This window comes from Methylobacterium sp. 1030 (genome assembly GCF_040544715.1).
Taxonomy (GTDB): domain Bacteria; phylum Pseudomonadota; class Alphaproteobacteria; order Rhizobiales; family Beijerinckiaceae; genus Methylobacterium.
Window position 1 is genome coordinate 123,143 of the sequence record NZ_JBEPKM010000017.1, and the last position, 22,547, is coordinate 145,689.

Below are 22,547 nucleotides of genomic sequence, written 5' to 3' on the forward strand. Positions count from 1 at the left end.
CGGGTTAATTCTGGAGGGCCGCCGCGACGATCCCGGTGATGCGGGCGATCTGCGCCGCGTCGAACTCGCCGGCCAGGGCGGCGGCGAGCCGCCCCTCGACCCGCGCCCGCTCCCCGGCATCGGCCACCGGCACGGGGGGAATCTCGTCCTCGGCCAGCCGGCAGACCCGGCGAATCGTCTCAGCGGCCGCCAGGAGTTTCTCCCGGTCGGTGGGACCCATCTCCCAGAGCGGGTTGCGCAGGCGGCTGATCACCCGCTTGGCGTCGCGATAGTCCCGGTCGACCCCGGTGGCCGCCTCGATCTGGCTGACGAGGAACATCAGCTCCAGGACTTCGGACGCCGCCTCCGGGCAGGAGCGGACGATCCGCATGATGCGGGCCATCAGTTCCTGGCTGGGCGTCAACTTGGGTTTGGGCGCGGCCATGCGGGCGACAACGCGACGTGTTGCCGGAAAGTTCGCCCGCCGCGCGCGGTGCCGGGGTCGTCGAGCCCGGCAGGCCCGCTCAGGCCTCCATGTCGGGCAGGTCGCGCAGCCCGTCGAGCAGGGCGCGGCAGGCGCGCAGCTCGTCCAGGGCCCCGGCCAGGGCCGCCCGGTCCGACGCGCCGAATGTCGCGCCCCCGGTCCCGCTCCGGGCTCCCGCCTCGGTCTCGACCTCCTGAAGCAGCGGCTCGGCCGCCACGGCCTCGCCGCGGCCGACGGCCTGCACGAAGCGGACGCCGTTCTCCTTGAGGACCCGCTGCGCCCCCGCGATGGTGTAGCGCTGCACGTGCAGGAGGTGGCGGATGCCGGCGACGAGCTCGACGTCCTGGGGCCGGTAGTAGCGGCGCCCCCCCGCCCGCTTCACGGGGCGGATCTGGCCGAAGCGGGTTTCCCAGAATCGCAGGACGTGCTGGGGCACGTCGAGTTCCTCGGCCACCTCGCTGATCGTCCGGAAAGCGTGGGCGCTCTTCTCGCCGATCCCGGTCGGCGGTTCGTCGGTCGAGGCGGCGAGGGCTGGCGGCATGGGCGTCTTACGGAGTGGGCGAAGCGGCCCGATCTTGCCGGCTCGCGGGGCCGCACTCAAGCCTGAAGACCCTGCCCGAAGCGCTCGCCGACGCGGCCGCATTCGCGGCGCGCTCACTCGTCGTCGTGGTCGCCCGCGCCGTTCAGGCCGTTGATCTTGGCCTTGAGCACGTTGGAGGGCTTGAACACCATCACCTGCCGCGGCTCGATCGCGACCTCGACCCCGGTCTTGGGATTGCGGCCGACGCGCTTGCCCTTGCTGCGGACCACGAAGGAGCCGAACGAGGACAGCTTCACCGTCTCGCCGCTCGCGAGGCAGCTGCAGATCTCGGACAGCACGGTCTCGACGAGGGCGGCCGACTCGGTCCGCGACAGGCCCACCTGGTGGTAGACGGCCTCGCTCAAGTCGGCGCGCGTCACCGTCTTGCCTGCCATGCCGTGTCCCCTCGCCCGCGTCGCTCGCCCCATGACGCACGGCGCGGCACCCTTGGCCGCGCCGAACGCTGAAGGCGTATCCCTATGATCCGGCACGCTAATCGGCGCTCCGCCCCCGGTCAACCGCGCCGGGACAGCGAATCGTTTCGGGCGCGCCGCCCGAAACGCTACCAGCGGATCAGCGCGGCGCCCCAGCTGAACCCGCCGCCGATCGCCTCGATCATCACGAGGTCGCCCGCCCGGATGCGGCCGTCCCGCCGCGCCACGTCGAGGGCCAGGGGTATCGAGGCCGCCGAGGTGTTGCCGTGGCGGTCCACCGTCAGGACGATCTTGTCCCGAGCGACACCGAGCTTGTCGGCCGAGGCCTCGATGATCCGGCGGTTGGCCTGATGCGGCACGAACCAATCGAGTTCCTCCGCGGTGATGCCCGCCTGCGCGAAGGCTTCCACGATCACGTCGGTGACCTGCCCGACGGCGAATCGGAACACGTCGCGGCCCTCCATGCGCAGGTGGCCGGTTGTGCCGGTGGAGCCGGGGCCGCCGTCGACGTAGAGCTTCTCCCGGTGGCGTCCGTCCGACCGCAGGCTCGCGCTGAGGACGCCGCGGTCCCCGGCCCCCTCCTGCGCCTCCAGCACGACGGCGCCGGCCCCGTCGCCGAACAGCACGCAGGTGGTGCGGTCCTCCCAGTCGACGATCCGCGAGAAGGTCTCGGCGCCGATCACGAGGGCCCGGCGGGCGGCCCCCGTGGTCAGGAACTTGTCGGCGGTCGAGACCGCGAAGACGAAGCCGGCGCACACCGCCTGCAGGTCGAAGGCCGCGCCCTGATGGATGCCCAGTGCCGCCTGGATCTGGGTCGCGGTCGCCGGGAAGGTGTGATCCGGCGTCGAGGTGGCGCAGATGACGAGGTCGATGTCGTCCGCGCTCAGCCCGGCATCGTCGAGGGCCGCCCTGGCGGCGCGCGTACCGAGGACCGAGGTGGTCTCGTCGGGTCCCGCGAGGTGGCGCTGGCGGATCCCGGTCCGCTGGACGATCCACTCGTCGGACGTGTCCACCCGCTCGGCGAGGTCGGCGTTCGTCACCACCCGCGCGGGCAGGCTCGAGCCGGTCCCGACCACCACCGAGCGCAGAGGGGGGACGCGCCGGTGCTGCTCGGGGTCAGTGCGGAGGGTTGCCATCATTGTCCTTCCCGGACGATCCAGCTTCACAATCGCCGGTTGTGAAGCCGCGGGCGTCCGATTTCCATCCCGTCCGTCGACGGAGGCCCGGTGCCGGCGTCAGGCCGGCGCCAGCGCCGCCGTCTGGTCGAGCATCTCGCGGATCGTGCGGATCATGTCGTGGCGCGCCATGTCGTGCGCCAGATCGATCGCCGCGGCGAAGCCCTGCGCGTTCTCCGAGCCGTGGCTCTTGATGACGATGCCCTCGAGGCCGAGGAACACCCCGCCGTTGGCCCGGCTCGGGTTCATCTTGTCCTTGAGGGCCTTGAAGGCCTGCCGCGCGAACAGGGCGCCGATCTTGGCGGCCAGCGTCCGGGTCATGGCGGAGCGGAGATAGGTGCCGATCTGCTTGGCGGTGCCCTCGGCGGTCTTGAGGGCGATGTTGCCGGTGAACCCCTCGGTCACCACCACGTCGACCGTGCCGCGCCCGAGATCCGTGCCCTCGACGAAGCCGTGATAGGTCAGGCCGGGGCTCTCCATCTCGCGCAGGATCCGGGCAGCCTCCTTGACCGCCTCGTTGCCCTTCATCTCCTCGGTGCCGACGTTGAGCAGGCCGACGGTGGGGCGCTCGAGGTCGAACACGATGCGCGCCATGGCCGAGCCCATCACGGCCATCTCGACGAGGTGCTCGGCATCCGTGCCGATCGTGGCGCCGACGTCGAGCACGACGCTCTCGCCGCGCACGGTCGGCCACAGGCAGGCGATGGCCGGGCGCTCGATGCCCGACATGGTCTTCAGGCAGATCTTCGACATCGCCATCAGCGCGCCGGTGTTGCCGGCCGACACGCAGGCATCGGCCTGCCCGTCGCGGACCGCCTGGATCGCCTGCCACATGGACGACTTGCCCCGGCCCTGGCGCACCGCCTGGCTCGGCTTGTCGTCCATGGCCACGGCCACGCTGGTGTGGCGGATCTCCACGCAGTCCTTGAGCCGGGGCTCCTTGGCGACCAGCGGCGCGATCACCGCCTCGTCGCCGAACATCAGGAAGGTGGTGCCGGGATGGCGCTCCCGGGCCAGCGCCGCGCCGGGCACGACCGTGGTGGGCCCGTGGTCGCCACCCATGGCGTCGAGCGAGATGCACACGCGTTGGGACATGTCGGTAGCGGGTCGCGGGTCTCGGCGGGAAAGGGGTCGGACGGCGGCGGGACGGGGCCCGCCGGGCGCGGCGGACCATAGCGATACCGGCCCGGCGGGCAAATGAAATCGGGCGGCCGGCGGTTCCGGCCGGACGCGGCGGCCTCAGCCGTCGCGGTCGCGGAGCTTGCGCAGACCGTCGAGGGGTCCGGCCTCGTCGCCCGCCACGACCGGCTCGAAGGCGATGCCGGGCTTGCGCGGGTACGGGTCGAGGCCCAGCGCCAGGAACTCGGCGGTGAGCGCGCCGAAATCGATGCGGCCGCCGACCAGGGGGTCGGGGATGTCGGCGTCCTCGGCATCGGTGCCGGCGAGCCGGTCGGTGTCGGTGAACACCACCTCGACCGGCTCCCGGACCGGCGCCTCGAAGGGTTCGAGGCTGACGGTGCAGACCTGGGTCACCAGGGCCTCCACGGTGCCGGTCACGGTGAGGCGGCTGGTCGCCCCCTCGATGGCGAAGCGCCCGACGAGGTCGCGGATCCCCGGGATGCCGAAATCGGCGGCCAGCGCCGCGCACTCGGCCGGGCTCGCCTCCACGGTGACGGCGCCGCGCCCCTGGGGCAGGCGTTCGACATTGACCCAGCGCGCGAGCGGGAAAGCGTCCTGGCCGGCATCGCGGCTGCTGGCATCGCGGCTCATGCGCGTCCTCCGTGGTCAGGGCCGGCCGGTACCGGCGCGAAGCCGTCGGGCTCCGGGAAGGGCGGCCCGGCCGCGAGCAGCCCGTCGAGATCGGCCCCGGCGAGGGCGGCGTCGGCCGCCCGCACGTAGGCGGCGAGACCGCGCCCGTCCCCCTCGCCGCCAAGCACGTTGCGGACGAGGGCGGCCGCCAGGGCCGCGGCGTCGCCGGCCTCCAGGGCCGCGTCGTAGCCCTCGGCCCGGCCGTAGAAGGCGGCGCCGAGCTTCTTCATCCGCTTGGACACGCCCATGTCGCCGACGCCGAGTTCGCGCAGGGAGGCGTCGAGCTGGGTGAAGACGGAATTCACCAGATCCTGCGCCACCTCGGCGGCCGGCGGCGGCAGCCGGTTCAGCCGGCGCAGGACCAGGATCGCGTGCAGGCACAGGGATTCGAACCGGCCCTCCACGGTGTCGGGCACGCCGAGATCCGTGTAGAGGCCTGGCCGGCGCGCGGCCTCGCTCAGGGCGACGTGCAGCCCCTCGACGGCGCGGCGGCGCGCGCCCGCGCGGCGGAACAGCCCGGCGATCATCGGTGTCGAACCCCGGCCCTCTGTGGCCAAGCTTGCCTTGTCAAAGCCATAACCCCGCGGTACGGCAACCCACGCCCAGGGCGCAAGCGCCGTCGGAGCCCCGTGCCGGCGGCGACGGTCGCGCCCCGTCCGTCAACACGCTCTCTGGGGGCCCGATGCGGCGCCGTTTCGTCCAGTCCTTCGCGCGCCTCGCCCTGCTCGGCCTCGCGGCAACCGGTCTGTCGGGCTGCATCGGCGAGGAGCTGCGCCACGGCTACCAGGTCGATCAGGCGGCGCTCGCCACGATCAAGCCCGGCATGGGCCCCGAGCAGGTGCTGCAGATCCTGGGCACGCCCTCGACCGTGTCCACGGTCGGCAACAAGTCCTGGTACTACATCTCGCAGAACACCCGCCGGACAATCATGTTCCTGGGCGAGCAGGTCGAGGACCAGAAGGTCACGGCCGTGTACTTCACCCCCGCCTTCAAGGTCGAGCGCGTGGCGCTCTACGGCCTGCAGGACGGCCGGATCTTCGACTTCATCGAGCGCACCACGCCGACGAGCGGCGCCGACCGCGCCTTCCTCAGCCAGCTGTTCCGCGGCCTGACCCGCTACGAGCCGTTCGGCAGCGGCAGCGGCACCAGCGTCGTGCCGGGCGCGAATCGCGGCATGTGACCGGCCTCGCCCGCCACGAGGCGGGCGATCGCCCCGGGCTCCGGGAAGAGGTGCTCGGGGCCATGGGACGCGAGGGCCCGCGGGTCGGTGTAGCCCCAGGCCACGGCGCCGAACGGGCAGCCCAGCGCCCGCGCCGCCTCGAGGTCCCGGATCTCGTCGCCGACACAGAGGGCCCGGTGCGGCGGCACCCCGGTCCGCGCGAGCAACGCCCGCAGCCGGCGCGCCTTCCCGAAGATCGACGCCCCGCAGGCGTATCTGCCGATGCGGGCGGCATTGTCCGGTCCGAGCACCCGCCGCACCGTGTCGGCGCGATTCGACGACAGGATCGCCAGCGGCACGCCCGCCGCCGCAATCGCGGCCAGCATCGCCGGGACGCCGGGAAACAGGGCAATCTGCGCGGCGTCGCGGGCGGCCAGCGCGTGCATGTGGCGGGCGATGAGCGGCAGCTTCCAGCGCGGGATGCCGAGATGGGCGACGATCGCCCGGGCGCCCTGGAGCCGGAGCTCCTCCACCTCGTGGGCCTCGACCCGGCGGAAGCGGTAGCGGTCGGCGACGCCGTTCAGCACCGAGCAGAACCACCCGAAACTGTCGGCCAGCGTGCCGTCGAAGTCGAGGACGACGAGACCCGGCCCGGGCGCGGCCGGCATCCGGGCCGGCATCCGAGCCACGTCAGGTCCGCAGGTTCTCGAGCGGGACGCTGAGCCGCATCAGGAGACCGCCCGGCGCCCAGTCGTGCTCCAGCGCGCCGTCGAGCTGGCCGGCGACGCTGCGCTCGGCCAGCACCGTGCCGAATCCCTTCCGGGACGGCGCGCCGGCGATCTGCGGGCCGCCCTCCTCGCGCCAGGTCAGGGTGTAGCGGCCCGCCTCGCGGGTCCCGCTCAGCGAGACGCCGCCCTCCCGCGTCGACAGGCCGCCGTACTTGACCGCGTTCGTCGCCTGCTCGTGCATGATCAGCGCGAGGGCCGTGGCGGTGCGCTCGCCGATCTCGGCATCGTCCCCCGAGATCACCACGCGGGCGCGTCCGTTCTCCTCGTAGGCGGCCATGATCAGGCGCATCAGCCCGAGCACCGTCTGGCCAGCGACCGGCGGGGCGCTGTCGGGGGAGTGCGGGCGGACGTATTCATGGGCCCGGGCCAGGGCGCCGAGCCGCTCGCGGAACGCGGCCACGAAGGGCTTGGCCGCGGGGTCGGTCCGCGCGGTCAGGGCGGCGAGGCCGCCCACCACCGCGAAGATGTTCTTGATCCGGTGCGACAGCTCGCGGATCAGCAGATCGCGGGCCTCCTCGGCGCGCTTCGCCTCGCGCAGGTCGCGGGTGACCGTGGCGTAGCCGATCTCGGCCCCGGTCGGGTCGCGCACGGGGAAGATGTTGTAGAGCACCGCCAGGGGCTCGCCGGTGACGAAGTGCCGGAAGGCGAGTTCACCCTCCCAGAACCCGTCGCGGCGCACCGCCGGCATCACCGTCTGGGCCAGGATCCGGCGACTCTCGTCGGTGAAGAAATCGGGCACTTTCTTGGCGCGGGCGGCCGCGAGGTCGGGCAGGCCGACCAGGGCCAGCGCCGCCTCGTTGAGGTGGGTGATCGCGCCCTCAAGGGTGCTGAGTCCGATGAAGTCCTTGGACGTCTCGACAATCGCCGCGAGCTTGCGGGCCTCGGCCTCGGCGCGCTTCAGGTCGTCGATGTCGGTGCAGGTCCCGAACCACCGCTCGATCCGCCCCTCGGCGTCCCGGATCGGCATGGCCCGCCCCAGGGTCCAGCGGTAGTCGCCGCTGTGGTGGCGCAGGCGATACTCGATCTCGTAGGGCTCGCCGGTCGCGAGGCAGTGGCGCCACCGCGCCCAGGCCCTGTCCTGGTCCTCGGCATGGAACACACCGTTCCAGCCCTCGCCGTCGGTGGAGCCGTAGGGGACGCCGGTGAACTCGTACCAGCGGTCGTTGTAGTAGTCGTGGAACCCGTCCGGCCGCGTGGTCCAGACCATCTGGGGCATCGCCGAGGTCATCACGCGGAAGCGGCGCTCGCTCGCGGCGATCTCCGCCTCGCGGGCGGCGACCTGCGCCAGCGTCCTGCGGTGCTCCAGCAGGCTGGAGATCTGGCGCGCCAGCGCCAGCAGGGTCGCGGTCTGCTCCGAATCGAGCCCCTCCGGCCGCGGGACGCGGTCCAGCACGCACAGCGCGCCGAGCGGGATGCCATGGCTGCCGCGGATCACCGCACCCGCGTAGAACCGGAAGGCCGGTGCGCCGGTCACGAGGGGATTCTCGGTGGTCCGGGGGTCCGTGGTCAGGTCCGGGATGACGAGAAGGTCGCCGGCCTCAATCGTGTGGGCACAGACCGAGCAATTGATCGGCAGCTCGCGCTTGCCGAGGCCCACCTCCGACTTGAACCACTGCCGCTCGGCATCGACGAGGCTGACGAGCGCGACCGGCGCCCGGCAGACGTAAGCGGCGACCCGCACGAGGTCGTCGTAGAGCGGCTCGGGCTCGGAATCGAGGATCGCGAGGTCGCGCAGTTCGGCGATCCGGTCGGCGGCGCGCCAGCGCCCGTCGGTCGGTCCGGCTTCCGCGAGCGCGTGAGGTGCAGGCACATCCATGGTCCTGCCCTCACATAGGCGCGCGACGGCCCGCTGCCAAGGAATTGCCGCGGTTTCCTGCCGCAGCCCTCCGGGTCGCGGCAGGGCGCGCGACGGCGGCGCGTCAGGCGGCGCGGGACTCGGTCAGGGTCGGGTAGTCGACGTAGCCCTCGGGGCCCTGGCTGTACCACGTCGCGGCGTCGTCCTTGGCGAGCGGCGCCTTCCTGGCGATCCGCTCGGCGAGGTCCGGGTTGGCGATGAAGGTCCGGCCGAACGCGATGGCGTCGGCCTCGCCGGCATCCAGCGCCTTCTGGCCGCTGACCCCGTCGTAGTCGGCGTTCAGGATCATCGGGTTGCGGAACACGCGCCGCATCGCCGGGGCGATCGGCGGGTGGTCGGCTTTGCCGAAGGTGCCGTTCGGCCCCGGCTCGCGCATCTCCAGGAAGGCGATCCCGGCATCGGCGAGCGCCTGGGCGGCGGCGACGAACAGCGGCTCCGGGTTCGAGTCGTTGCAGCCCTGGATCGCGCCGTTCGGCGAGAGGCGCACGCCGGTGCGCTCCGGCCCGGCGACCTTCGCCACCGCCTCGGTCACCTCGCGCAGGAGCCGCACGCGGTTCTCGACGGACCCGCCGTACTGGTCGGTGCGGTGGTTGGTGCCGTCGCGGAGGAACTCGTCGATCAGGTAGCCGTTCGCGGCGTGGATCTGCACCCCGTCGAACCCGGCAGCCAGGGCGTTGGCGGTGGCCCGCTCGTAATCGCCGAGCAGGCGCGGGATCTCGGACACCTCCAGGGCGCGGGCCTCGCTGTAGGGCTTCTTGCCGGAATAGGTGTGGGCCTGGTCGGGCGCCGTCGTGGCAGAGGACGAGACCGGCTTGGCGCCGCCGAGGAAGTCCGAATGGACCATCCGGCCCATGTGCCAGATCTGACAGACGATCTTGCCGCCCTTGTCGTGCACGGCCTTCACGATCGGCCGCCACGCGTCGACCTGGGCGTCGGACCAGATGCCGGGCGCGTAGGGCCAGCCGAGCCCCTCCTGGCTGATACCGGTGGCTTCGGTGAGGATCAGGCCGGCGCCGGCGCGCTGGGCGTAGTACTCGGCCATGATCGGGGTCGGAACGTGCTCGCGGGTGCCGCGGCCGCGGGTCAGCGGCGCCATGAAGATCCGGTTCTTCGCCTCGATGGCGCCGATGCGGATCGGGTCGAGCAGGGACGGCATGGGTTACCTCGTGCTGGTGCGGCGGGGGCCGCGTCCGGGTTTTAATCCGGCGCCGAGGTGGCGCTGCGGCGCCGCGATGCCAAGGTGCTGCGCCGCGGGACTGGCCGTCGCGTGCGGGGGCGCACACGGCGAAACGGGAAGGGCCGGGCTCGCGGAGAGCCCGGCCCCGTCGGCCGATCCGGTCTTCGCGGAACTCAGCTGTGCGCCAGCACGGCGAGCAGCAGCAGGGCGATGATGTTGGTGATCTTGATCGCCGGGTTCACCGCCGGACCGGCGGTGTCCTTGTAGGGGTCGCCGACCGTGTCACCGGTCACCGCCGCCTTGTGGGCGTCGGAGCCCTTGCCGCCGTGGTGGCCGTCCTCGATGTACTTCTTGGCGTTGTCCCAGGCACCGCCGCCCGAGGTCATCGAGATCGCCACGTAGAGGCCGGTGAGGATCACGCCGAGCAGGCTCGCGCCCACGGTGGCGAAGGCCTGGCTCTTCCCGGCGATGAACTGGATCACGAAGAACAGCACTATCGGCGACAGGACCGGCAGCAGCGACGGGATGATCATCTCCTTGATCGCCGCGCGGGTGAGCATGTCCACCGCCCGCCCGTAATCCGGCCGGTCCGTGCCCTGCATGATGCCGGGCTTGGCCCGGAACTGGCGCCGGACCTCCTCGACCACCGCGCCCGCCGCGCGCCCGACCGCCGTCATGGCGATGCCGGCGAACAGGAACGGGATCAGGCCGCCGAGCAGCAGCCCGACCACGACGTAGGGGTTGGAGAGCGAGAAATCGACGCTGACGCCCTGGAAGAAGCGGTACTGCGTCGGGCTCGCATGGGCGATGAAGTAGTTCAGGTCCGACGTGTAGGCGGCAAACAGCACCAGCGCGCCGAGACCCGCCGAGCCGATCGCGTAGCCCTTCGTCACCGCCTTGGTGGTGTTGCCGACCGCGTCGAGGGCGTCGGTCGACTTGCGCACCTCCGAGGGCAGGCCCGCCATCTCGGCGATGCCGCCGGCATTGTCGGTGACCGGCCCGAAGGCGTCCAGCGCCACGATGAAGCCCGCGAGCGCCAGCATGGCGGTGACCGCGATGGCGATGCCGAACAGGCCGGCGAGCGCGTAGGTGCTGATGATGCCTGCCACGATCACGATGGCCGGCAGCGCGGTCGATTCGAGCGAGATCGCCAGCCCCTGGATCACGTTGGTGCCGTGGCCGGTCACCGACGCGTCGGCGATCGACTTCACCGGGCGGAAGTTGGTGCCCGTGTAGTACTCGGTGATCACGACGATCAGCGCCGTGATGGCGAGCCCGATCACCGCGCAGCCGAACAGCGCGGCCGACGTGAAGGTCAGGCCGGTCGAGGTGGTGAAGCTCGTCGAGAAGCCGCCTAGCAGGGTCATGTTGACCGCCGCGATCGCCGCGATGGAGAGCACGCCGGCGGCGATCAGCCCCTTGTAGAGCGCCCCCATGATCGACTGGTTCGCGCCGAGCCGCACCGCGTAGGTGCCGGCGATGGAGGTGAGGATGCAGGCCGACCCGATGGCGAGCGGGTACAGCATCATCGGCTCGAGGACGTCGCGGTTGCTCCCGCCCGCGCCGGAGAAGAAGATCGCGGCCAGCACCATCGTGGCGACGACCGTGACCGCGTAGGTCTCGAACAGGTCGGCCGCCATGCCGGCGCAGTCGCCGACATTGTCGCCGACATTGTCGGCGATGGTGGCGGGGTTGCGCGGATCGTCCTCCGGGATGCCGGCCTCGACCTTGCCGACGAGGTCGCCGCCGACATCGGCGCCCTTGGTGAAGATGCCGCCGCCGAGGCGGGCGAAGATCGAGATCAGCGAGGCGCCGAAGCCGAGCGCCACGAGGGCGTCGATCACCTCGCGGCTCGACGGCTCGAGATGGGCGGCGCGGGTGAGGAACAGGTAGTAGAGGGCCACGCCCAGCAGCGCGAGGCCCGCCACCAGCATGCCGGTCACCGCCCCCGACTTGAAGGCGACGTCGAGGCCGCCGCCCAGCGAGGTCGAGGCGGCCTGGGCCGTGCGGACGTTGGCCCGGACCGAGACGTTCATGCCGATGAAGCCGGCCGCGCCCGACAGAACGGCGCCGATCAGGAAGCCGACCGCGACCTTGATCCCGAGGAAGACGGCGAGAAGGACGAACAGGACGACGCCGACGAGGCCGATCGTCGTGTATTGCCGCCGGAGATAGGCCTGCGCGCCCTCGGCGATGGCGGCGGCGATCTCCTGCATGCGCTGCGTGCCGGCGTCGCGCCGCATCACGTCGAGGATCGTGACGATGCCGTAGGCGACGGCGCAGAGCCCGCCCGCGATGATCAGGATCAAGGGAATCATTCGACCGTCCTTGTTATTATCGTGCCTGGCGTTGGCTTGTGATTGTCGAGCTTGGCCGCCGGACGACGGCCATGGGACGCGGCGCTCGGATTCGGGGCTTTCCTTCCCAGAACAATGCCTTGATTGCCAAACTTCGCCGGGGAGCGCAAACGCCGCGTCGGCGGGCGACGCCGGTAATCGGGCCTCACGACCCGGGGGCTAAAAAGCCCTCGAATCCGCAATGCTGCATTATGTTGCAGATCTGGTTTCCCGCCGGCCGCTGCACACGGTTCCATGGGCGCGAGCCCCCTCTTCCGTGCGGGATAGGGGGCCGAGCGCGGCTCCCGCGAGCGGAGATGCCCGTCCCCCGAACCGGAACATCACGAACGCGAGCGGCTCGAGCGGCCGTTAACGTCGCCTTAACCAACCGATATTCTATTTTTGGTTGTATTCGGACGAGGGACTCGCCATGAGCAGCGACCAGGCCGCCAGGTTGGCGGCGACCATCGAGGTGTTGAGCGGCGCGGTCGGCTTCCTGATCGCAGAGCGGGTCGCGGCGCAGCCGGTCACGATCCAGGACGACCTGCTCTGCGTGCTGCAGCGCGCCCTGTCCCGGGCGCCGGGCGCGGGCGGGGACCCGGCCGGCCGCTGGATCCCGGTGGTCGCCGCCGCGATGATCGGCGAGGTCCGGCGCCAGATCGGCCACCCGGCCGGGGATTCCGCCGGCCCGATGATCTCGGGACCGGACGCGATCTGGGCGTCAGAAGTGGCTGAAGGCTCCGGCCGCGAACACGCGCTCGGCGCCATCGCGCATTTCGAAGCGCGGCGGGCCGTCGCCTGAGGTGACGGTGCCGATGGCGGCGACGGCGATCCCGGCCGCCGCGGCCTCAGCCCGGAAATCCGCCAGGCGCTCCGGCGCGACGGTGCAGAGGATCTCGTAATCGTCGCCGCCGGTCAGGACCGCCTCGATCAGGGCGGGGTCCGCCGCGCAGGCGCACCGGGCCGCCTCCGAGAGCGGCACGTCCGCCGTCGCCACCCGGGCGGTGCGGCCCGCGCCCAGCATCTTGGCGAGATCGCCCGCGAGGCCGTCGGACACGTCCATGGCCGCCGAGGCGTGGCGGCGGATGGCCGGCGCGGCGGCGAGCCGCGGGCGCGGGTGCAGGTAGCGGTCGGCGAGTTCGGCCCGCAGCGCCGGATCGAGGCCGGCCGCCCAGGGGGCGTCGCCCTCCAGGCGCATCCGCAGGCCGAGGGCGGCGTCGCCGATCGTGCCGGTGACGCAGATCCGGTCGCCGACCCGCGCGGTGGCGCGCCGCACGATGGCGCCGGTCGGCAGCTCGCCGAACACGCTCACCGAGATCAGCGCGGGGCCGCCGGAGCGCACCGTGTCGCCGCCCAGCAGCGGGCAGCCGGCCGCCTCGGCCGCCGCGCCGAGCCCCTGCGCGAATCCGGCGAGCCAGGTCTCCGTCCAATCGTCGGGCAGCGCCAGGGTCAGCAGGAAGCCGCGCGGGACCGCGCCCTTGGCGGCGATGTCGGAGAGGTTCACGCCGAGCGCCTTGCGGGCGATCGAGGCCGGCGGATCCTCCGCGAAGTAGTGGACGCCCGCCACCACGGCGTCGGCGGTGAGGACGAGGTCGTGGCCCGGCGCCGGTGTCAGCGCGGCGGCGTCGTCCCGGAGCCCGTCGGCGCCCGGCCCCGCGAGCGGGGCGAAGTAGCGGGCGATCAGCCCCTCCTCGGAGGCGCGGGCCGGCCCGACCAAGACTCAGGCCTTCCCGGCCGACGGTTTCCCAGCCGCAGCTTTGCCGGGGAGCGGCTTGGACGAGCCCGGCTTGCCGGAGGCCTTCGGGGCCCCGACCTCGCCCGGCCGGACCTCCCGGGCGACCCGGTCGAGGACGGCGTTGACGAGGCCCGGCTCGTCGGCCGTGTAGAAGCTGTGGGCGACGTCGACGTATTCCGAGATCGCCGCGGCCGCCGGCACGTCGCGGCGGAACATCAGCTCGTAGGCGCCCGCCCGCAGGATCGCCCGGAGCACGATCTCGATGCGCCGCAGCGGCCAGCCCTGCGCGAGGGCCTGGTCGAGCTTGGGGTCGATGGCGCGCTGCTCCTCGACCGTGCCGCGCAGCAGGTCGCGGAAGAACGCGGTCTCGGCCGGGGGATGGGCGATCCCGTCGACCTCCTGGCCGATCCAGAAGGCCTCGAACTCGGCGAGGGCGTCGAGCACGCCCTTGCCGGAGACGTCCATCTCGTAGAGCGCCTGCACCACCGCGAGGCGGGCGCCGCTGCGCAGGCTGATCTTGGCGGGGGCGCCGGCGGTGCCGGTGCCATTCTCCGCGCCGGTCTCCGGCTGGGTCTCGGGGGTCCCGGTCATGGGTGTATCCGTCATCGCGGGCGCGCGCCTTCGGCCGCACGCTTCAGGGCGAGCACGCCGAGCGCCGCCTCGGCGGCGCCGCCGCCCTTGTTCATCTCGGCGACCCGGGCGCGGGCGAGCGCCTGCGCCTCGGTCTCGACCGTGAGGATGCCGTTGCCCAGCGGCACGCGGCGCTGCACCGACAGGTCCATGAGCGCCCGGGCGCTCTCGCCGGCGACGATGTCGTAGTGGCCGGTCTCGCCGCGGATCACGCAGCCGAGCGCCACCACGGCGTCGTAGGCGCCCGTGTCGAGCAGGATCGCCACGGCGGCGGGGATCTCCAGGGCCCCCGGCACGGTGACCACGGTGGCCTGCGCGTCGGCGGCCGCGATCGCCGCCAGGGCGCCGGCCAGGAGTTCGTCGGCGATCGCGTCGTAGTAGCGCGCCTCGACCACGAGGATCCGGGCGCCGGCGAGCGCCGGGTCGGTGGGCTTGGGCGCCGAATCGGCGCGGGTATGGGCGACCATGGCTCTCGTCCGGCCGGGTTTTCGGGAACGGGCGGGCGGCACGTCGGGCACCCGCACGGGGGAGGACGGTTAGACCGAAGCGGCCGGCGCCACAAGCCGCGCGGGATCGACCCCGGCCCGCGCCGCGGCCGCGGCGGCGCGCCCTACCCGACCAGCGGCGGCAGCGGCGGGGCCGCGGGGCCGCCCTCCGGCAGGGCCGTGCGGGCGACGTTCATCGTCATGGCGAGCAGCGCGTAGTAGCCGTTGATGCCGGTCAGATCGATCGCCCCCTGCTCGCCGAAGCGCGCGACCAGGGCCGCGTAGGTCGCGTCGCTCACCGCGCGGTTGCGCATCAGCTCGGTCGAGAACGCGTAGGCGAGGGCCTCGTCGGCGCTCATCGTGTCGGGGCGGCGCCCCGCGGCCAGCGCCCGCGCGGTCTCGGGGGCGACCCCGGCCTCGAGGGCGATCGGGTGGTGGATCGCCCACTCGACCGGCTGGCTCCATTCCCGCGCGACCACCAGGATCGCGAACTCGCTGATCCGCAGCGGCAGGACGCTGCCGTAGCGCAGGTACTGGCCCATCCGGCTCGCGCACAGCATCAGCTCGGGGCTGCGCAGGAGCGGCACGAACGGCCCGAAGACCGGGACGCCGCGCTCGGCCCGGAACGCGGCCGCCGCCTCTTCCTGCGCCGGGGACAGGCCGCCGGCCGGGATCTCCGGCATGCGCTCCGCGCTGGTCTGCCCGCTGGCCATGCGTTTCCCCTCCGTGCTCCGGCGCCGACGCGCGGCCCGCTCTGGATTTCCGGTGCCCGTGCGCCTAGACCATTGGGGCTCACCGGCACGCACCGCGCCCGACCGGGCGGCGATCCCTGAACGCCAGCGAGGCTTACGGCTTTGGCCCTCCCCGTCAACGAACGCCGGCGCATCATGCTGCTCACGGGCGCGAGCCGGGGCATCGGCCACGCCACCGTCAAGCGCTTCTCGGCCGCGGGCTGGCGCGTGATCACCTGCTCGCGCCACGCCTTCCCGGAGAACTGCCCCTGGGAGATGGGCCCCGAGGACCACCTGCAGGTCGACCTCGCCGACGCGCAGGACACGGTCCGCGCCGTCGAGGAGGTGCGGGGCCGGCTCGCCGCAGAGGGCGGGGTGCTGCACGCGCTGGTCAACAATGCCGGGATCTCGCCGAAGGGGCCGGAGGGCGAGCGCCTCGGCGCGCTGGCCACCGAGTTCGACACGTGGCAGCGGGTCTTCCAGGTCAACCTCTTCGCCACGATCCTGCTGGCCCGGGGCCTGCGCGAGGAACTGGCCCGGGCCAAGGGCTCGGTCGTCAACGTGACGTCGATCGCCGGCTCGCGCGTCCACCCCTTCGCGGGGGCGGCGTACGGCACCTCCAAGGCGGCGCTGGCGGGCCTGACCCGCGAGATGGCCGCCGATTTCGGGCCGCTCGGCGTGCGGGTGAACGCGATCTCGCCGGGCGAGATCGACACGTCGATCCTGTCGCCCGGCACCGAGAAGCTCGTCGAGCAGATCCCGCAGCGCCGGCTCGGCACGCCGGACGAGGTCGCCAAGGCGATCTACTTCCTGTGCACCGAGGCCTCCTCCTACGTGAACGGCGCCGAGCTCCACATCAACGGCGGCCAGCACGTTTGACCAGATCGGTCGCTTCCTGGGGCGCTTCCGCGCGCGCGGCGTTACCGCGCCGGCACCCGGCGGCGCGCCGCGGGCGGGTCTCGCTCGTCCTGGGCCTCCTCGCGTGCTTCGCGCCCGTCGCGGGGGCGCGGGCCGAGCCCGGAATCCGGATCCTCGACCTGCCCTTCAAGGTGCGGGCGCTGCGCGGCTCGCGCAGCGAGGCCGCGGTCTCGGTGGCGACCTCCGGGCTCCTGCCGATCACCGGCGGCATGGCAGGGGCAAAAGCCGGCGCGCAGGGCGGTGGCCAGCAGACCGGCGACGAGGAGAGCGCGCCGATCGCCGTGGTCTGGGGCGACGACGGCGGCGCCGTGCTCGCCCTCGCGGAGGGCGGCGTCACCGTGCGGCCGATCGGTCGGGACGCGGTCGAGGGGCTGACCGCCGCCGAGACGCCGCGCGGGGCTCTGCCGGGCTCGCGCCGGGCCCTCTCGGGCCCCCTGAGCGCCTATCTCACCGGGCGCACCCGCGCCCCCGACGGCGGCGCGGCCGCCGCGGTGCTGACGATCCGCGAGCGCCAGCCGATGGCGGTGAGCACCGATCCGAAGCCCGTCCCCGTGGCCACCGTGACAGTGCCGGCGGGGGGCGAGGCCGTGTTCGCGCCGCTGCGGCCGCGCCTGCTGCGCCTCGGGGACCGCCCGGCGCTGCTGGCGGCGACGCTGTCCGGCGCGGATGCCGGTGGCCTCGTGCTGATCGACCGGCCCGCCGGCGATCCGGGCGCGGCCTGGGCCGTCGCCGCCCGCACGCCCGCCCAGCCGGGCCCACCCCTCAAGATCGCCGGCATCGCGGATTTCTCCGGATCGGGCGCCACCCAGGCCGCGACGGTCAGCGCCAAGGGCCGGCTCCAGCTCTGGACGCTGCGTCCCGACGCGATCGAGCCCGCCGGCGAGGCCGCGGGCTACGCGGCCGGCGACGGCGATTCGGATCTCGCCGTGACCGTTCCGGCCGGCGGCAGCCCCGAGCTCGTCCTGCCGGTGGCGGGCCGGCCGGAGATCGCCTTCGTGGCGGCCAAGGGCGGCCTGCGCGAGCGGGCGCGCATGCCGCTGCCGGCCCCCGCGGAGACCGGCATCGTCGTCCTCGGCGAGGGCGCGGCGGCGCGGCTGCTCGTCGGCCTCGCCGACGGCCGGGTGGCCGTCGTGGCACCGGACGAGGGCAAGCCGTGACCGCGGGCGCACCGGATTCCGACAGCCGACTGTTCCCGGCCCGGCCCTTCGTGGGCGCGTCGATCGCGGTGATCCGCGGCGAGCGGGTCCTGCTGGCGGCGCGGGCCAACGAGCCGATGCGCGGCGTCTGGACCCTGCCGGGCGGCCTCGTGGAGGCGGGCGAGTCCCTGGCCGAGGCGGCCCTGCGCGAACTGTCCGAGGAGGTCGGCCTGCCCGCCGAGGTGGTCGGCGTGCTCTCGCCCACGGAGATCATCGTCCGGGACGAGGCCGGCCGGGCCCGCCACCACTACGTCGTCCACCCGCACGCCGCCCTGTGGTGCGGCGGCGAGCCCGTGGCCGGGCCCGAAGCCCTGGGCACCCGCTGGGCGACGCTCGCGGAGGTCGCGACCCTTCCGACCACCCCCGGCCTGGTCGACACCCTGCGCGAGGCCTTCGCGCGGGTGGCGGCCCAGGGCATGGATGGAACCACGGACGGGAGCGCGGATCGGCACGCGAACCGCGCGGGAATGCCGGGCGGGGAGCCGACGGCGTGAGGCGCCCCGCGACCCTCCTGTGCCTGCTAGCGCTCCTGGCAGGCCCGGTCTCCGCGCCGGCGCTGGCGCAGCAGCGCTCCGGCCGGAGCGGCGCGCCCGCCAAGGAAGCCGCGAAGGAGCCGTCCAAGGAGGCGCCCGCCCCCGCGGACGTGCCCGCGCCCTACGACCGCGACCTGCTGCGCATGTCCGAGATCATCGGGGCCCTGGCGTTCCTGCGGAACCTCTGCGCGGCCCCGGACGCGGCCGACTGGCCGGCCCGCATGAAGGCGCTGATCGACTCCGAGGGCGTGACCCCGGCCCGCCGCGACCGGCTGGCCGGCGCCTACAACCGCGGCTATCGCGGCTACGCGCTGACCTACCGGGTCTGCACGCCCGCGGCCCACGAGGCGGCCGCCCGGTACGTCGCGGAGGGCGACCGGCTGTCGCACGCACTGGCCGGGCGTTTCGGGGGGTGATGCAGGTACAGCACACATACCGGCGATGCCGGCGAAACATCGGATTTGAGCGCTCGCGTTAACCGATCCGAAATTCTCGGCTGGCCGAGCCGCCGGGACCTGCTTATCATCCATTGCGTCCGCCGGGCCTTGTGTCCGGCGCAATGGAAGTATCCGGCCATGCAGCACAGCTCTCACACCGCCCCCATCGAGGTCGATGTCGAGGAGAAACGCGTCGCGCTGAGTTACGTCTCGGAAGCGTTCGCGGAAGGCTGCCTCGATGGTCTCGACGGTGACTGCATGGCCCAGGCCGCCCTGTTCGCGGCTTTTCAGGAACTCGTGACGACGTACGGCGAAGAAGCCACGGCCCGTTACGCGGAGGGATTCCCGGAGCGCATCCGCGGGGGCGCGTTCACCACGACGCTCCAGCATTGAGCAGGTGAGCGCGGACGGTTGAGGCGCGGGCGGTCAGCGACTACGTCCCGGGTCCGCGGTCCGGCCAGCCGGACCGTTCGCGCCCCGAGGAATCGCCGCCCATGCCCGTCGCCCTGCTGCCGGACCGCGCCCTGGTCACCGTCACCGGACCGGACGCCACGACGCTGCTCCAGGGCGTCCTGACCTGCAACGTCGAGACGCTCCAGCCCGGCGAGGCGCGCCTCGGCGCCCTGCTCACGCCGCAGGGCAAGATCCTCTTCGATTTCCTGGTCTCGCGGATCCCCGACGGCTTCCGGTTCGACGTGCTGGTCGAAAGGGCCGCGGACCTCGCCAAGCGCCTGACGCTCTATCGCCTGCGCGCGCAGGCGACCATCGCGGCCGACCCGACCGTCGCGGTCGCGGCGGCCTGGGCCGGCGCGGCCCCGCCCGCCGCGGAGGCGCTGGCCGATTCCCGCGCGGCCGATCTCGGCGCCCGTCTCTACGCCGAAGCGGGCGCCTTCTCGGCGGACGCCGCCGAGGCCGAGTACCACGCGCACCGGATCGCCCTCGGCGTGCCCGAGGGCGGACGCGACTTCGCCTTCGGCGACGCATTCCCGCACGAGGCGCTGATGGATCAGCTCGGCGGCGTCGACTTCCGCAAGGGCTGCTACGTCGGCCAGGAGGTGGTCTCGCGGATGCAGCACCGCGGCACGGCCCGGACCCGCATCCTGGCGGCCGCCTACGCGGACGCCGCGCCCCCGCCCGGCACCGAGATCACCGCGGGCGGCAAGGTGCTCGGCACCACGGGCAGCGCCGCGGGGAATCGCGGCCTCGCCACGGTCCGCCTCGACCGACTGGGCGACGCGCTCGCCTCCGGCGAGACCCCGCGCGCGGGCGACCAGCCCGTGACGCTGGCGCGCCCCGCCTGCGCGACCTTCGCCATGCCGGACGCGGCGGCGAGCGCGGCCGGGTAGGATCGCGACGCGCGGGATCGGGCCGCGTGACCGCGGCTCGTCTTGCACCGGCGGAAGGGACCGTCGGGGCGGCCGTCGAGGTGGCCGTGCGGTCCCCGCCGCGGCGGTGGCGTTCCGCTCCTGTTCTCGTTACCATCGCCGTATGTCCGAGACCGGCCTCATCGACCATCCCGACGGCTGCCCACGCTGCTGGTGGGCTGGGCTCGACCCGCTCTACGTCGCCTATCACGACACCGAGTGGGGCGTGCCCGAGCATGACGGCCGCGCTCTCTACGAGAAGCTGATCCTCGACGGCTTCCAGGCCGGGCTGTCGTGGATCACCATCCTGCGCCGCCGGGACGGGTTCCGCGACGCCTTCGCGGATTTCGATCCCGAGCGGATCGCCCGCTTCACCGAGGCGGACGTCGCGCGGCTGATGGCCGACACCCGCATCATCCGCAACCGCGCCAAGATCCAGGGCACCGTCGCGGGCGCCCGGGCGTGGCTGCGGATCGAGGAGCGCGGCCCCGGCTTCGCGCACTTCCTGTGGGACTTCGTCGACGGCCGGCCGGTCCAGGGCACGGCGCGGACCCGCGCGGAGATCGCCACCGAGACGCCGGTCTCCCGGGCGATCGGGAAGGCCCTGAAGGCCGAGGGCTTCTCCTTCTGCGGGCCGACCATCGTGCACGCGTTCATGCAGGCGGTGGGCATGGTCAACGATCACCTCGTCGGCTGCCACCGGCACGGGCCCTGCGCTGCGCTCGGCGGGTCCCGGTGAGCACGCCGCCGCGCGCGTGGCAGCGCATGCTCTCTGGCCGCCGCCTCGACCTCCTCGACCCGGCGCCCGGGGACATCGAGATCGCCGACATCGCCCACGGCCTCGCCCGGGTCGCGCGCTGGAACGGCCAGACCCGCGGGCCGCACGTCTTCTCGGTGGCCCAGCACAGCCTGCTGGTCGAGGCGGTGGGCCGCCACCTCGCCCCCGGCTGCACTGACCGGGACGGGCTCGAGCTGCTCCTGCACGACGCGCCGGAATACGTGGTCGGGGACATCATCTCGCCGCTCAAGGCCGCCATCGGCGACGCCTATCGCGGCGTCGAGCTGCGCCTGCTCGCGGCGGTGCGCCGCCGCTTCGAGCTGGCCGCCCCCTCGCCCGCCCTCGCCCAGCTCGTGAAGCGGGCCGACCGGATCGCCGCCCACGCCGAGGCGGTGCGCCTGGCCGGCTTCGCGCCGGAGGAGGCCGAGCGCTATTTCGGCCCCTCGGTCGACCTGCCCGAGTCGGTGTCGGCCCTGGCCGGGCCGTGGCCGACCGCCGAGGCCGAGGCGCGATTCCTCGCGCGCTTCACCGCCCTGTCCCGGCCCTGACGGATCTTCGCCCTCGATCCGTCACGATCGCAGGTCACTGGCGCCCCACCATGCCGACCCTCCACGTCTGTCCGCTCTCACGCCTGCCCGAGACCGTCGCCGCCACGGGCGCGAGCCACGTGCTCACGCTGATCAATGTCGGCACGCCGCTGGAGCGGCCGGCCGTGATCGACGCCGCGAACCACGCCATCATCTGGGTCAGCGACATCGCGGCGGCCCGGGACGGGCACGTTTTGCCGGCTGAAGAACACGTGGCCCGGCTTCTCGACTTCGTCCGGACCTGGCCGCGGGAGAAGCCGCTGGTGATCCACTGCTACGCCGGGATCAGCCGCTCGACGGCCGCCGCCTACATCGCGGCCTGCGCGCTGGCGCCCGAGCGCGACGAGGCGGCGATCGCCGACGCCCTGCGGTCCGCCTCGCCCTCGGCGACGCCCAACGCCCTGTTCGTGGCGATCGCCGACCGGATGCTCGACCGCGACGGCCGCATGGTCGCGGCGATCGCCCGCATCGGGCGCGGCGCCGACGCCTTCGAGGGCACGCCGTTCACCCTCGCGCTGGCGTGAACCGAACGCCGGTGCGAAGTGTGGCGCAAACGCCGCCGCGGCCGTCCAAAACGGTGCGGACCCGGCCGGCGGACTGGCCCCCAGGGTTGTGGCGACCGGGGATCGCGCCGTACAAACACCCCCAAAGGAAGTATCTGGGATGAGTGCGAGCAGACCCGAGGTGGCCCCCGCCGCCGGCGACCTGCCCTTCGAGAAGGCGCTGGAACAGCTCGAGGAAATCGTCCGCCGGCTCGAGCGCGGCGACGTGCCGCTCGACGAGTCGGTGGCGATCTACGAGCGCGGCGAGGTGCTGAAGAAGCATTGCGAGGCGCTGCTGAAGCGGGCCGAGGCGCGGATCCAGCGGATCACGCTGGGCTCCGACGGGCGGCCCGAGGGCGTCGCCCCGCTCGACATGTCCTGAGGCTCGGCGGTCGAACCGATCCCATCCGTTAGAGGTTGATGCCGTGGCGATTACCCCCGAGCAGAGTGCACTTCTCGACCGCGTTCCGTCTCCTTCGGCGCTGCGGCGTCTTCCGGAGTCGGAGCTGCAGGCGGTGGCCGACGCGGTGCGCGCCGAGATGATCGACGCGGTCTCGATCACCGGCGGCCATCTTGGCTCGGGGCTCGGCGTGGTCGAGCTGACCGTGGCGCTGCACCACGTGTTCGACACCCCCGACGACCGCATCGTCTGGGACGTCGGACACCAGTGCTACCCCCACAAGATCCTCACCGAGCGCCGCGACCGCATCCGGACGCTCCGCCAGGGCGGCGGCCTGTCCGGCTTCACCAAGCGGAGCGAGAGCGTCTACGACCCCTTCGGCGCCGCCCACTCCTCGACCTCGATCTCGGCCGCGCTGGGCATGGCGGTCGCCCG

At 73.2% G+C, this 22,547-nt stretch carries 28 protein-coding genes; 13 read left to right on the forward strand and 15 right to left on the reverse strand.

What is annotated here, in order from left to right; genetic code table 11:
* Window positions 1-4 precede the first annotated feature (4 nt).
* The 7 genes from ABIC30_RS23675 to ABIC30_RS23705 all read right to left on the reverse strand — a co-directional run bounded on the left by ABIC30_RS23675 (window position 5) and on the right by ABIC30_RS23705 (window position 4,988).
* Window positions 5-424, reverse strand: coding sequence for a hypothetical protein (locus ABIC30_RS23675; protein ID WP_026605037.1), 420 nt, complete (start codon window positions 422-424; stop codon window positions 5-7).
* A 79-nt stretch (window positions 425-503) separates the two neighbouring features.
* Complete coding sequence (locus tag ABIC30_RS23680; RefSeq protein ID WP_020093875.1) at window positions 504-1,004, reverse strand: MerR family transcriptional regulator; 501 nt, start codon at window positions 1,002-1,004, stop codon at window positions 504-506.
* Window positions 1,005-1,117: 113 nt separating this feature from the next.
* Window positions 1,118-1,438 (reverse strand): integration host factor subunit alpha, encoded by a 321-nt coding sequence (locus ABIC30_RS23685; protein WP_020093876.1) that lies wholly within the window; start codon window positions 1,436-1,438, stop codon window positions 1,118-1,120.
* 167 nt (window positions 1,439-1,605) lie between these two features.
* Window positions 1,606-2,613, reverse strand: a complete 1,008-nt coding sequence (locus ABIC30_RS23690; protein WP_051123757.1) for a beta-ketoacyl-ACP synthase III — start codon at window positions 2,611-2,613, stop codon at window positions 1,606-1,608.
* Between the two features lie 99 nt (window positions 2,614-2,712).
* A complete protein-coding gene (gene plsX / locus ABIC30_RS23695) occupies window positions 2,713-3,747 on the reverse strand; it encodes a phosphate acyltransferase PlsX (protein WP_026605038.1) in 1,035 nt (344 codons plus the stop codon).
* Between the two features lie 144 nt (window positions 3,748-3,891).
* The gene (locus ABIC30_RS23700; RefSeq protein ID WP_020093879.1) at window positions 3,892-4,422 is read right to left on the reverse strand and encodes a YceD family protein; all 531 of its coding nucleotides are present in this window, start codon (window positions 4,420-4,422) and stop codon (window positions 3,892-3,894) included.
* Window positions 4,419-4,988: a ubiquinol-cytochrome C chaperone family protein gene (locus tag ABIC30_RS23705; protein WP_020093880.1), complete on the reverse strand. Its 570-nt coding sequence runs from the start codon at window positions 4,986-4,988 to the stop codon at window positions 4,419-4,421. The genes ABIC30_RS23700 and ABIC30_RS23705 overlap by 4 nt, the downstream gene beginning before the upstream one ends.
* A 155-nt stretch (window positions 4,989-5,143) precedes the next feature.
* Here ABIC30_RS23705 and ABIC30_RS23710 point away from each other — a divergent pair, with 155 nt between their 5' ends.
* Window positions 5,144-5,641: an outer membrane protein assembly factor BamE gene (locus ABIC30_RS23710; protein WP_020093881.1), complete on the forward strand. Its 498-nt coding sequence runs from the start codon at window positions 5,144-5,146 to the stop codon at window positions 5,639-5,641.
* On the opposite strand, the gene ABIC30_RS23715 is transcribed toward ABIC30_RS23710, so the two are convergent.
* The 4 genes from ABIC30_RS23715 to ABIC30_RS23730 form a co-directional block, all read right to left on the reverse strand.
* Complete coding sequence (locus ABIC30_RS23715; RefSeq protein ID WP_181049199.1) at window positions 5,578-6,288, reverse strand: HAD hydrolase-like protein; 711 nt, start codon at window positions 6,286-6,288, stop codon at window positions 5,578-5,580. The two genes, ABIC30_RS23710 and ABIC30_RS23715, sit on opposite strands and share 64 nt — an antisense overlap.
* Window positions 6,289-6,310: 22 nt before the next feature.
* Window positions 6,311-8,224 carry a PAS domain S-box protein gene (locus tag ABIC30_RS23720; protein ID WP_020093883.1) on the reverse strand — a complete coding sequence of 638 codons (1,914 nt, stop codon included), beginning with the start codon at window positions 8,222-8,224 and terminating at the stop codon, window positions 6,311-6,313.
* 103 nt (window positions 8,225-8,327) lie between these two features.
* Complete coding sequence (locus ABIC30_RS23725; protein WP_020093884.1) at window positions 8,328-9,419, reverse strand: alkene reductase; 1,092 nt, start codon at window positions 9,417-9,419, stop codon at window positions 8,328-8,330.
* A gap of 194 nt (window positions 9,420-9,613) precedes the next feature.
* A complete protein-coding gene (locus ABIC30_RS23730) occupies window positions 9,614-11,758 on the reverse strand; it encodes a sodium-translocating pyrophosphatase (protein ID WP_020093925.1) in 2,145 nt (714 codons plus the stop codon).
* Between the two features lie 448 nt (window positions 11,759-12,206).
* Between ABIC30_RS23730 and ABIC30_RS23735 the strand changes: the two genes are divergently transcribed.
* Window positions 12,207-12,578 carry a hypothetical protein gene (locus ABIC30_RS23735; RefSeq protein WP_026605043.1) on the forward strand — a complete coding sequence of 124 codons (372 nt, stop codon included), beginning with the start codon at window positions 12,207-12,209 and terminating at the stop codon, window positions 12,576-12,578.
* On the opposite strand, the gene thiL is transcribed toward ABIC30_RS23735, so the two are convergent.
* From thiL to ABIC30_RS23755, 4 genes are all read right to left on the reverse strand, one after another.
* Window positions 12,498-13,493 carry a thiamine-phosphate kinase gene (gene thiL, locus ABIC30_RS23740; protein ID WP_020093927.1) on the reverse strand — a complete coding sequence of 332 codons (996 nt, stop codon included), beginning with the start codon at window positions 13,491-13,493 and terminating at the stop codon, window positions 12,498-12,500. The genes ABIC30_RS23735 and thiL overlap by 81 nt on opposite strands.
* 3 nt (window positions 13,494-13,496) lie before the next feature.
* Window positions 13,497-14,102: a transcription antitermination factor NusB gene (gene nusB / locus ABIC30_RS23745; protein ID WP_170863012.1), complete on the reverse strand. Its 606-nt coding sequence runs from the start codon at window positions 14,100-14,102 to the stop codon at window positions 13,497-13,499.
* 11 nt (window positions 14,103-14,113) lie between these two features.
* Window positions 14,114-14,608, reverse strand: a complete 495-nt coding sequence (gene ribH, locus ABIC30_RS23750) for a 6,7-dimethyl-8-ribityllumazine synthase (RefSeq protein WP_020093929.1) — start codon at window positions 14,606-14,608, stop codon at window positions 14,114-14,116.
* A gap of 143 nt (window positions 14,609-14,751) precedes the next feature.
* Entirely contained in the window at window positions 14,752-15,339 is a 588-nt protein-coding gene (locus tag ABIC30_RS23755; RefSeq protein ID WP_020093930.1) for a carboxymuconolactone decarboxylase family protein, read from the reverse strand.
* Window positions 15,340-15,513: 174 nt separating this feature from the next.
* Between ABIC30_RS23755 and ABIC30_RS23760 the strand changes: the two genes are divergently transcribed.
* From ABIC30_RS23760 to ABIC30_RS23810, 11 genes are all read left to right on the forward strand, one after another.
* Window positions 15,514-16,236, forward strand: coding sequence for an SDR family NAD(P)-dependent oxidoreductase (locus ABIC30_RS23760; RefSeq protein ID WP_041372745.1), 723 nt, complete (start codon window positions 15,514-15,516; stop codon window positions 16,234-16,236).
* Complete coding sequence (locus tag ABIC30_RS23765; protein WP_020093931.1) at window positions 16,233-17,432, forward strand: hypothetical protein; 1,200 nt, start codon at window positions 16,233-16,235, stop codon at window positions 17,430-17,432. Before ABIC30_RS23760 ends, ABIC30_RS23765 begins: the two co-directional genes overlap by 4 nt.
* The gene (locus ABIC30_RS23770; RefSeq protein WP_020093932.1) at window positions 17,429-17,965 is read left to right on the forward strand and encodes an NUDIX hydrolase; all 537 of its coding nucleotides are present in this window, start codon (window positions 17,429-17,431) and stop codon (window positions 17,963-17,965) included. Before ABIC30_RS23765 ends, ABIC30_RS23770 begins: the two co-directional genes overlap by 4 nt.
* Window positions 17,962-18,420, forward strand: a complete 459-nt coding sequence (locus ABIC30_RS23775; RefSeq protein ID WP_020093933.1) for a TIGR02301 family protein — start codon at window positions 17,962-17,964, stop codon at window positions 18,418-18,420. The genes ABIC30_RS23770 and ABIC30_RS23775 overlap by 4 nt, the downstream gene beginning before the upstream one ends.
* A 159-nt stretch (window positions 18,421-18,579) precedes the next feature.
* Window positions 18,580-18,834, forward strand: a complete 255-nt coding sequence (locus tag ABIC30_RS23780) for a hypothetical protein (RefSeq protein WP_012320917.1) — start codon at window positions 18,580-18,582, stop codon at window positions 18,832-18,834.
* A gap of 101 nt (window positions 18,835-18,935) precedes the next feature.
* Entirely contained in the window at window positions 18,936-19,787 is an 852-nt protein-coding gene (gene ygfZ, locus ABIC30_RS23785) for a CAF17-like 4Fe-4S cluster assembly/insertion protein YgfZ (RefSeq protein ID WP_020093934.1), read from the forward strand.
* A gap of 142 nt (window positions 19,788-19,929) precedes the next feature.
* A complete protein-coding gene (locus ABIC30_RS23790; protein WP_020093935.1) occupies window positions 19,930-20,544 on the forward strand; it encodes a DNA-3-methyladenine glycosylase I in 615 nt (204 codons plus the stop codon).
* A 26-nt stretch (window positions 20,545-20,570) separates the two neighbouring features.
* Window positions 20,571-21,131 carry an HD domain-containing protein gene (locus tag ABIC30_RS23795; protein WP_020093936.1) on the forward strand — a complete coding sequence of 187 codons (561 nt, stop codon included), beginning with the start codon at window positions 20,571-20,573 and terminating at the stop codon, window positions 21,129-21,131.
* Window positions 21,132-21,181: 50 nt separating this feature from the next.
* Window positions 21,182-21,694 carry a tyrosine phosphatase family protein gene (locus ABIC30_RS23800; RefSeq protein WP_020093937.1) on the forward strand — a complete coding sequence of 171 codons (513 nt, stop codon included), beginning with the start codon at window positions 21,182-21,184 and terminating at the stop codon, window positions 21,692-21,694.
* 139 nt (window positions 21,695-21,833) lie between these two features.
* On the forward strand, window positions 21,834-22,094 hold the full coding sequence (locus ABIC30_RS23805) for an exodeoxyribonuclease VII small subunit (protein WP_012320922.1): 261 nt from the start codon (window positions 21,834-21,836) through the stop codon (window positions 22,092-22,094).
* Between the two features lie 43 nt (window positions 22,095-22,137).
* Window positions 22,138-22,547 (forward strand): 1-deoxy-D-xylulose-5-phosphate synthase N-terminal domain-containing protein (locus ABIC30_RS23810; RefSeq protein WP_354456133.1); only part of this gene is annotated, 410 nt, incomplete at its 3' end.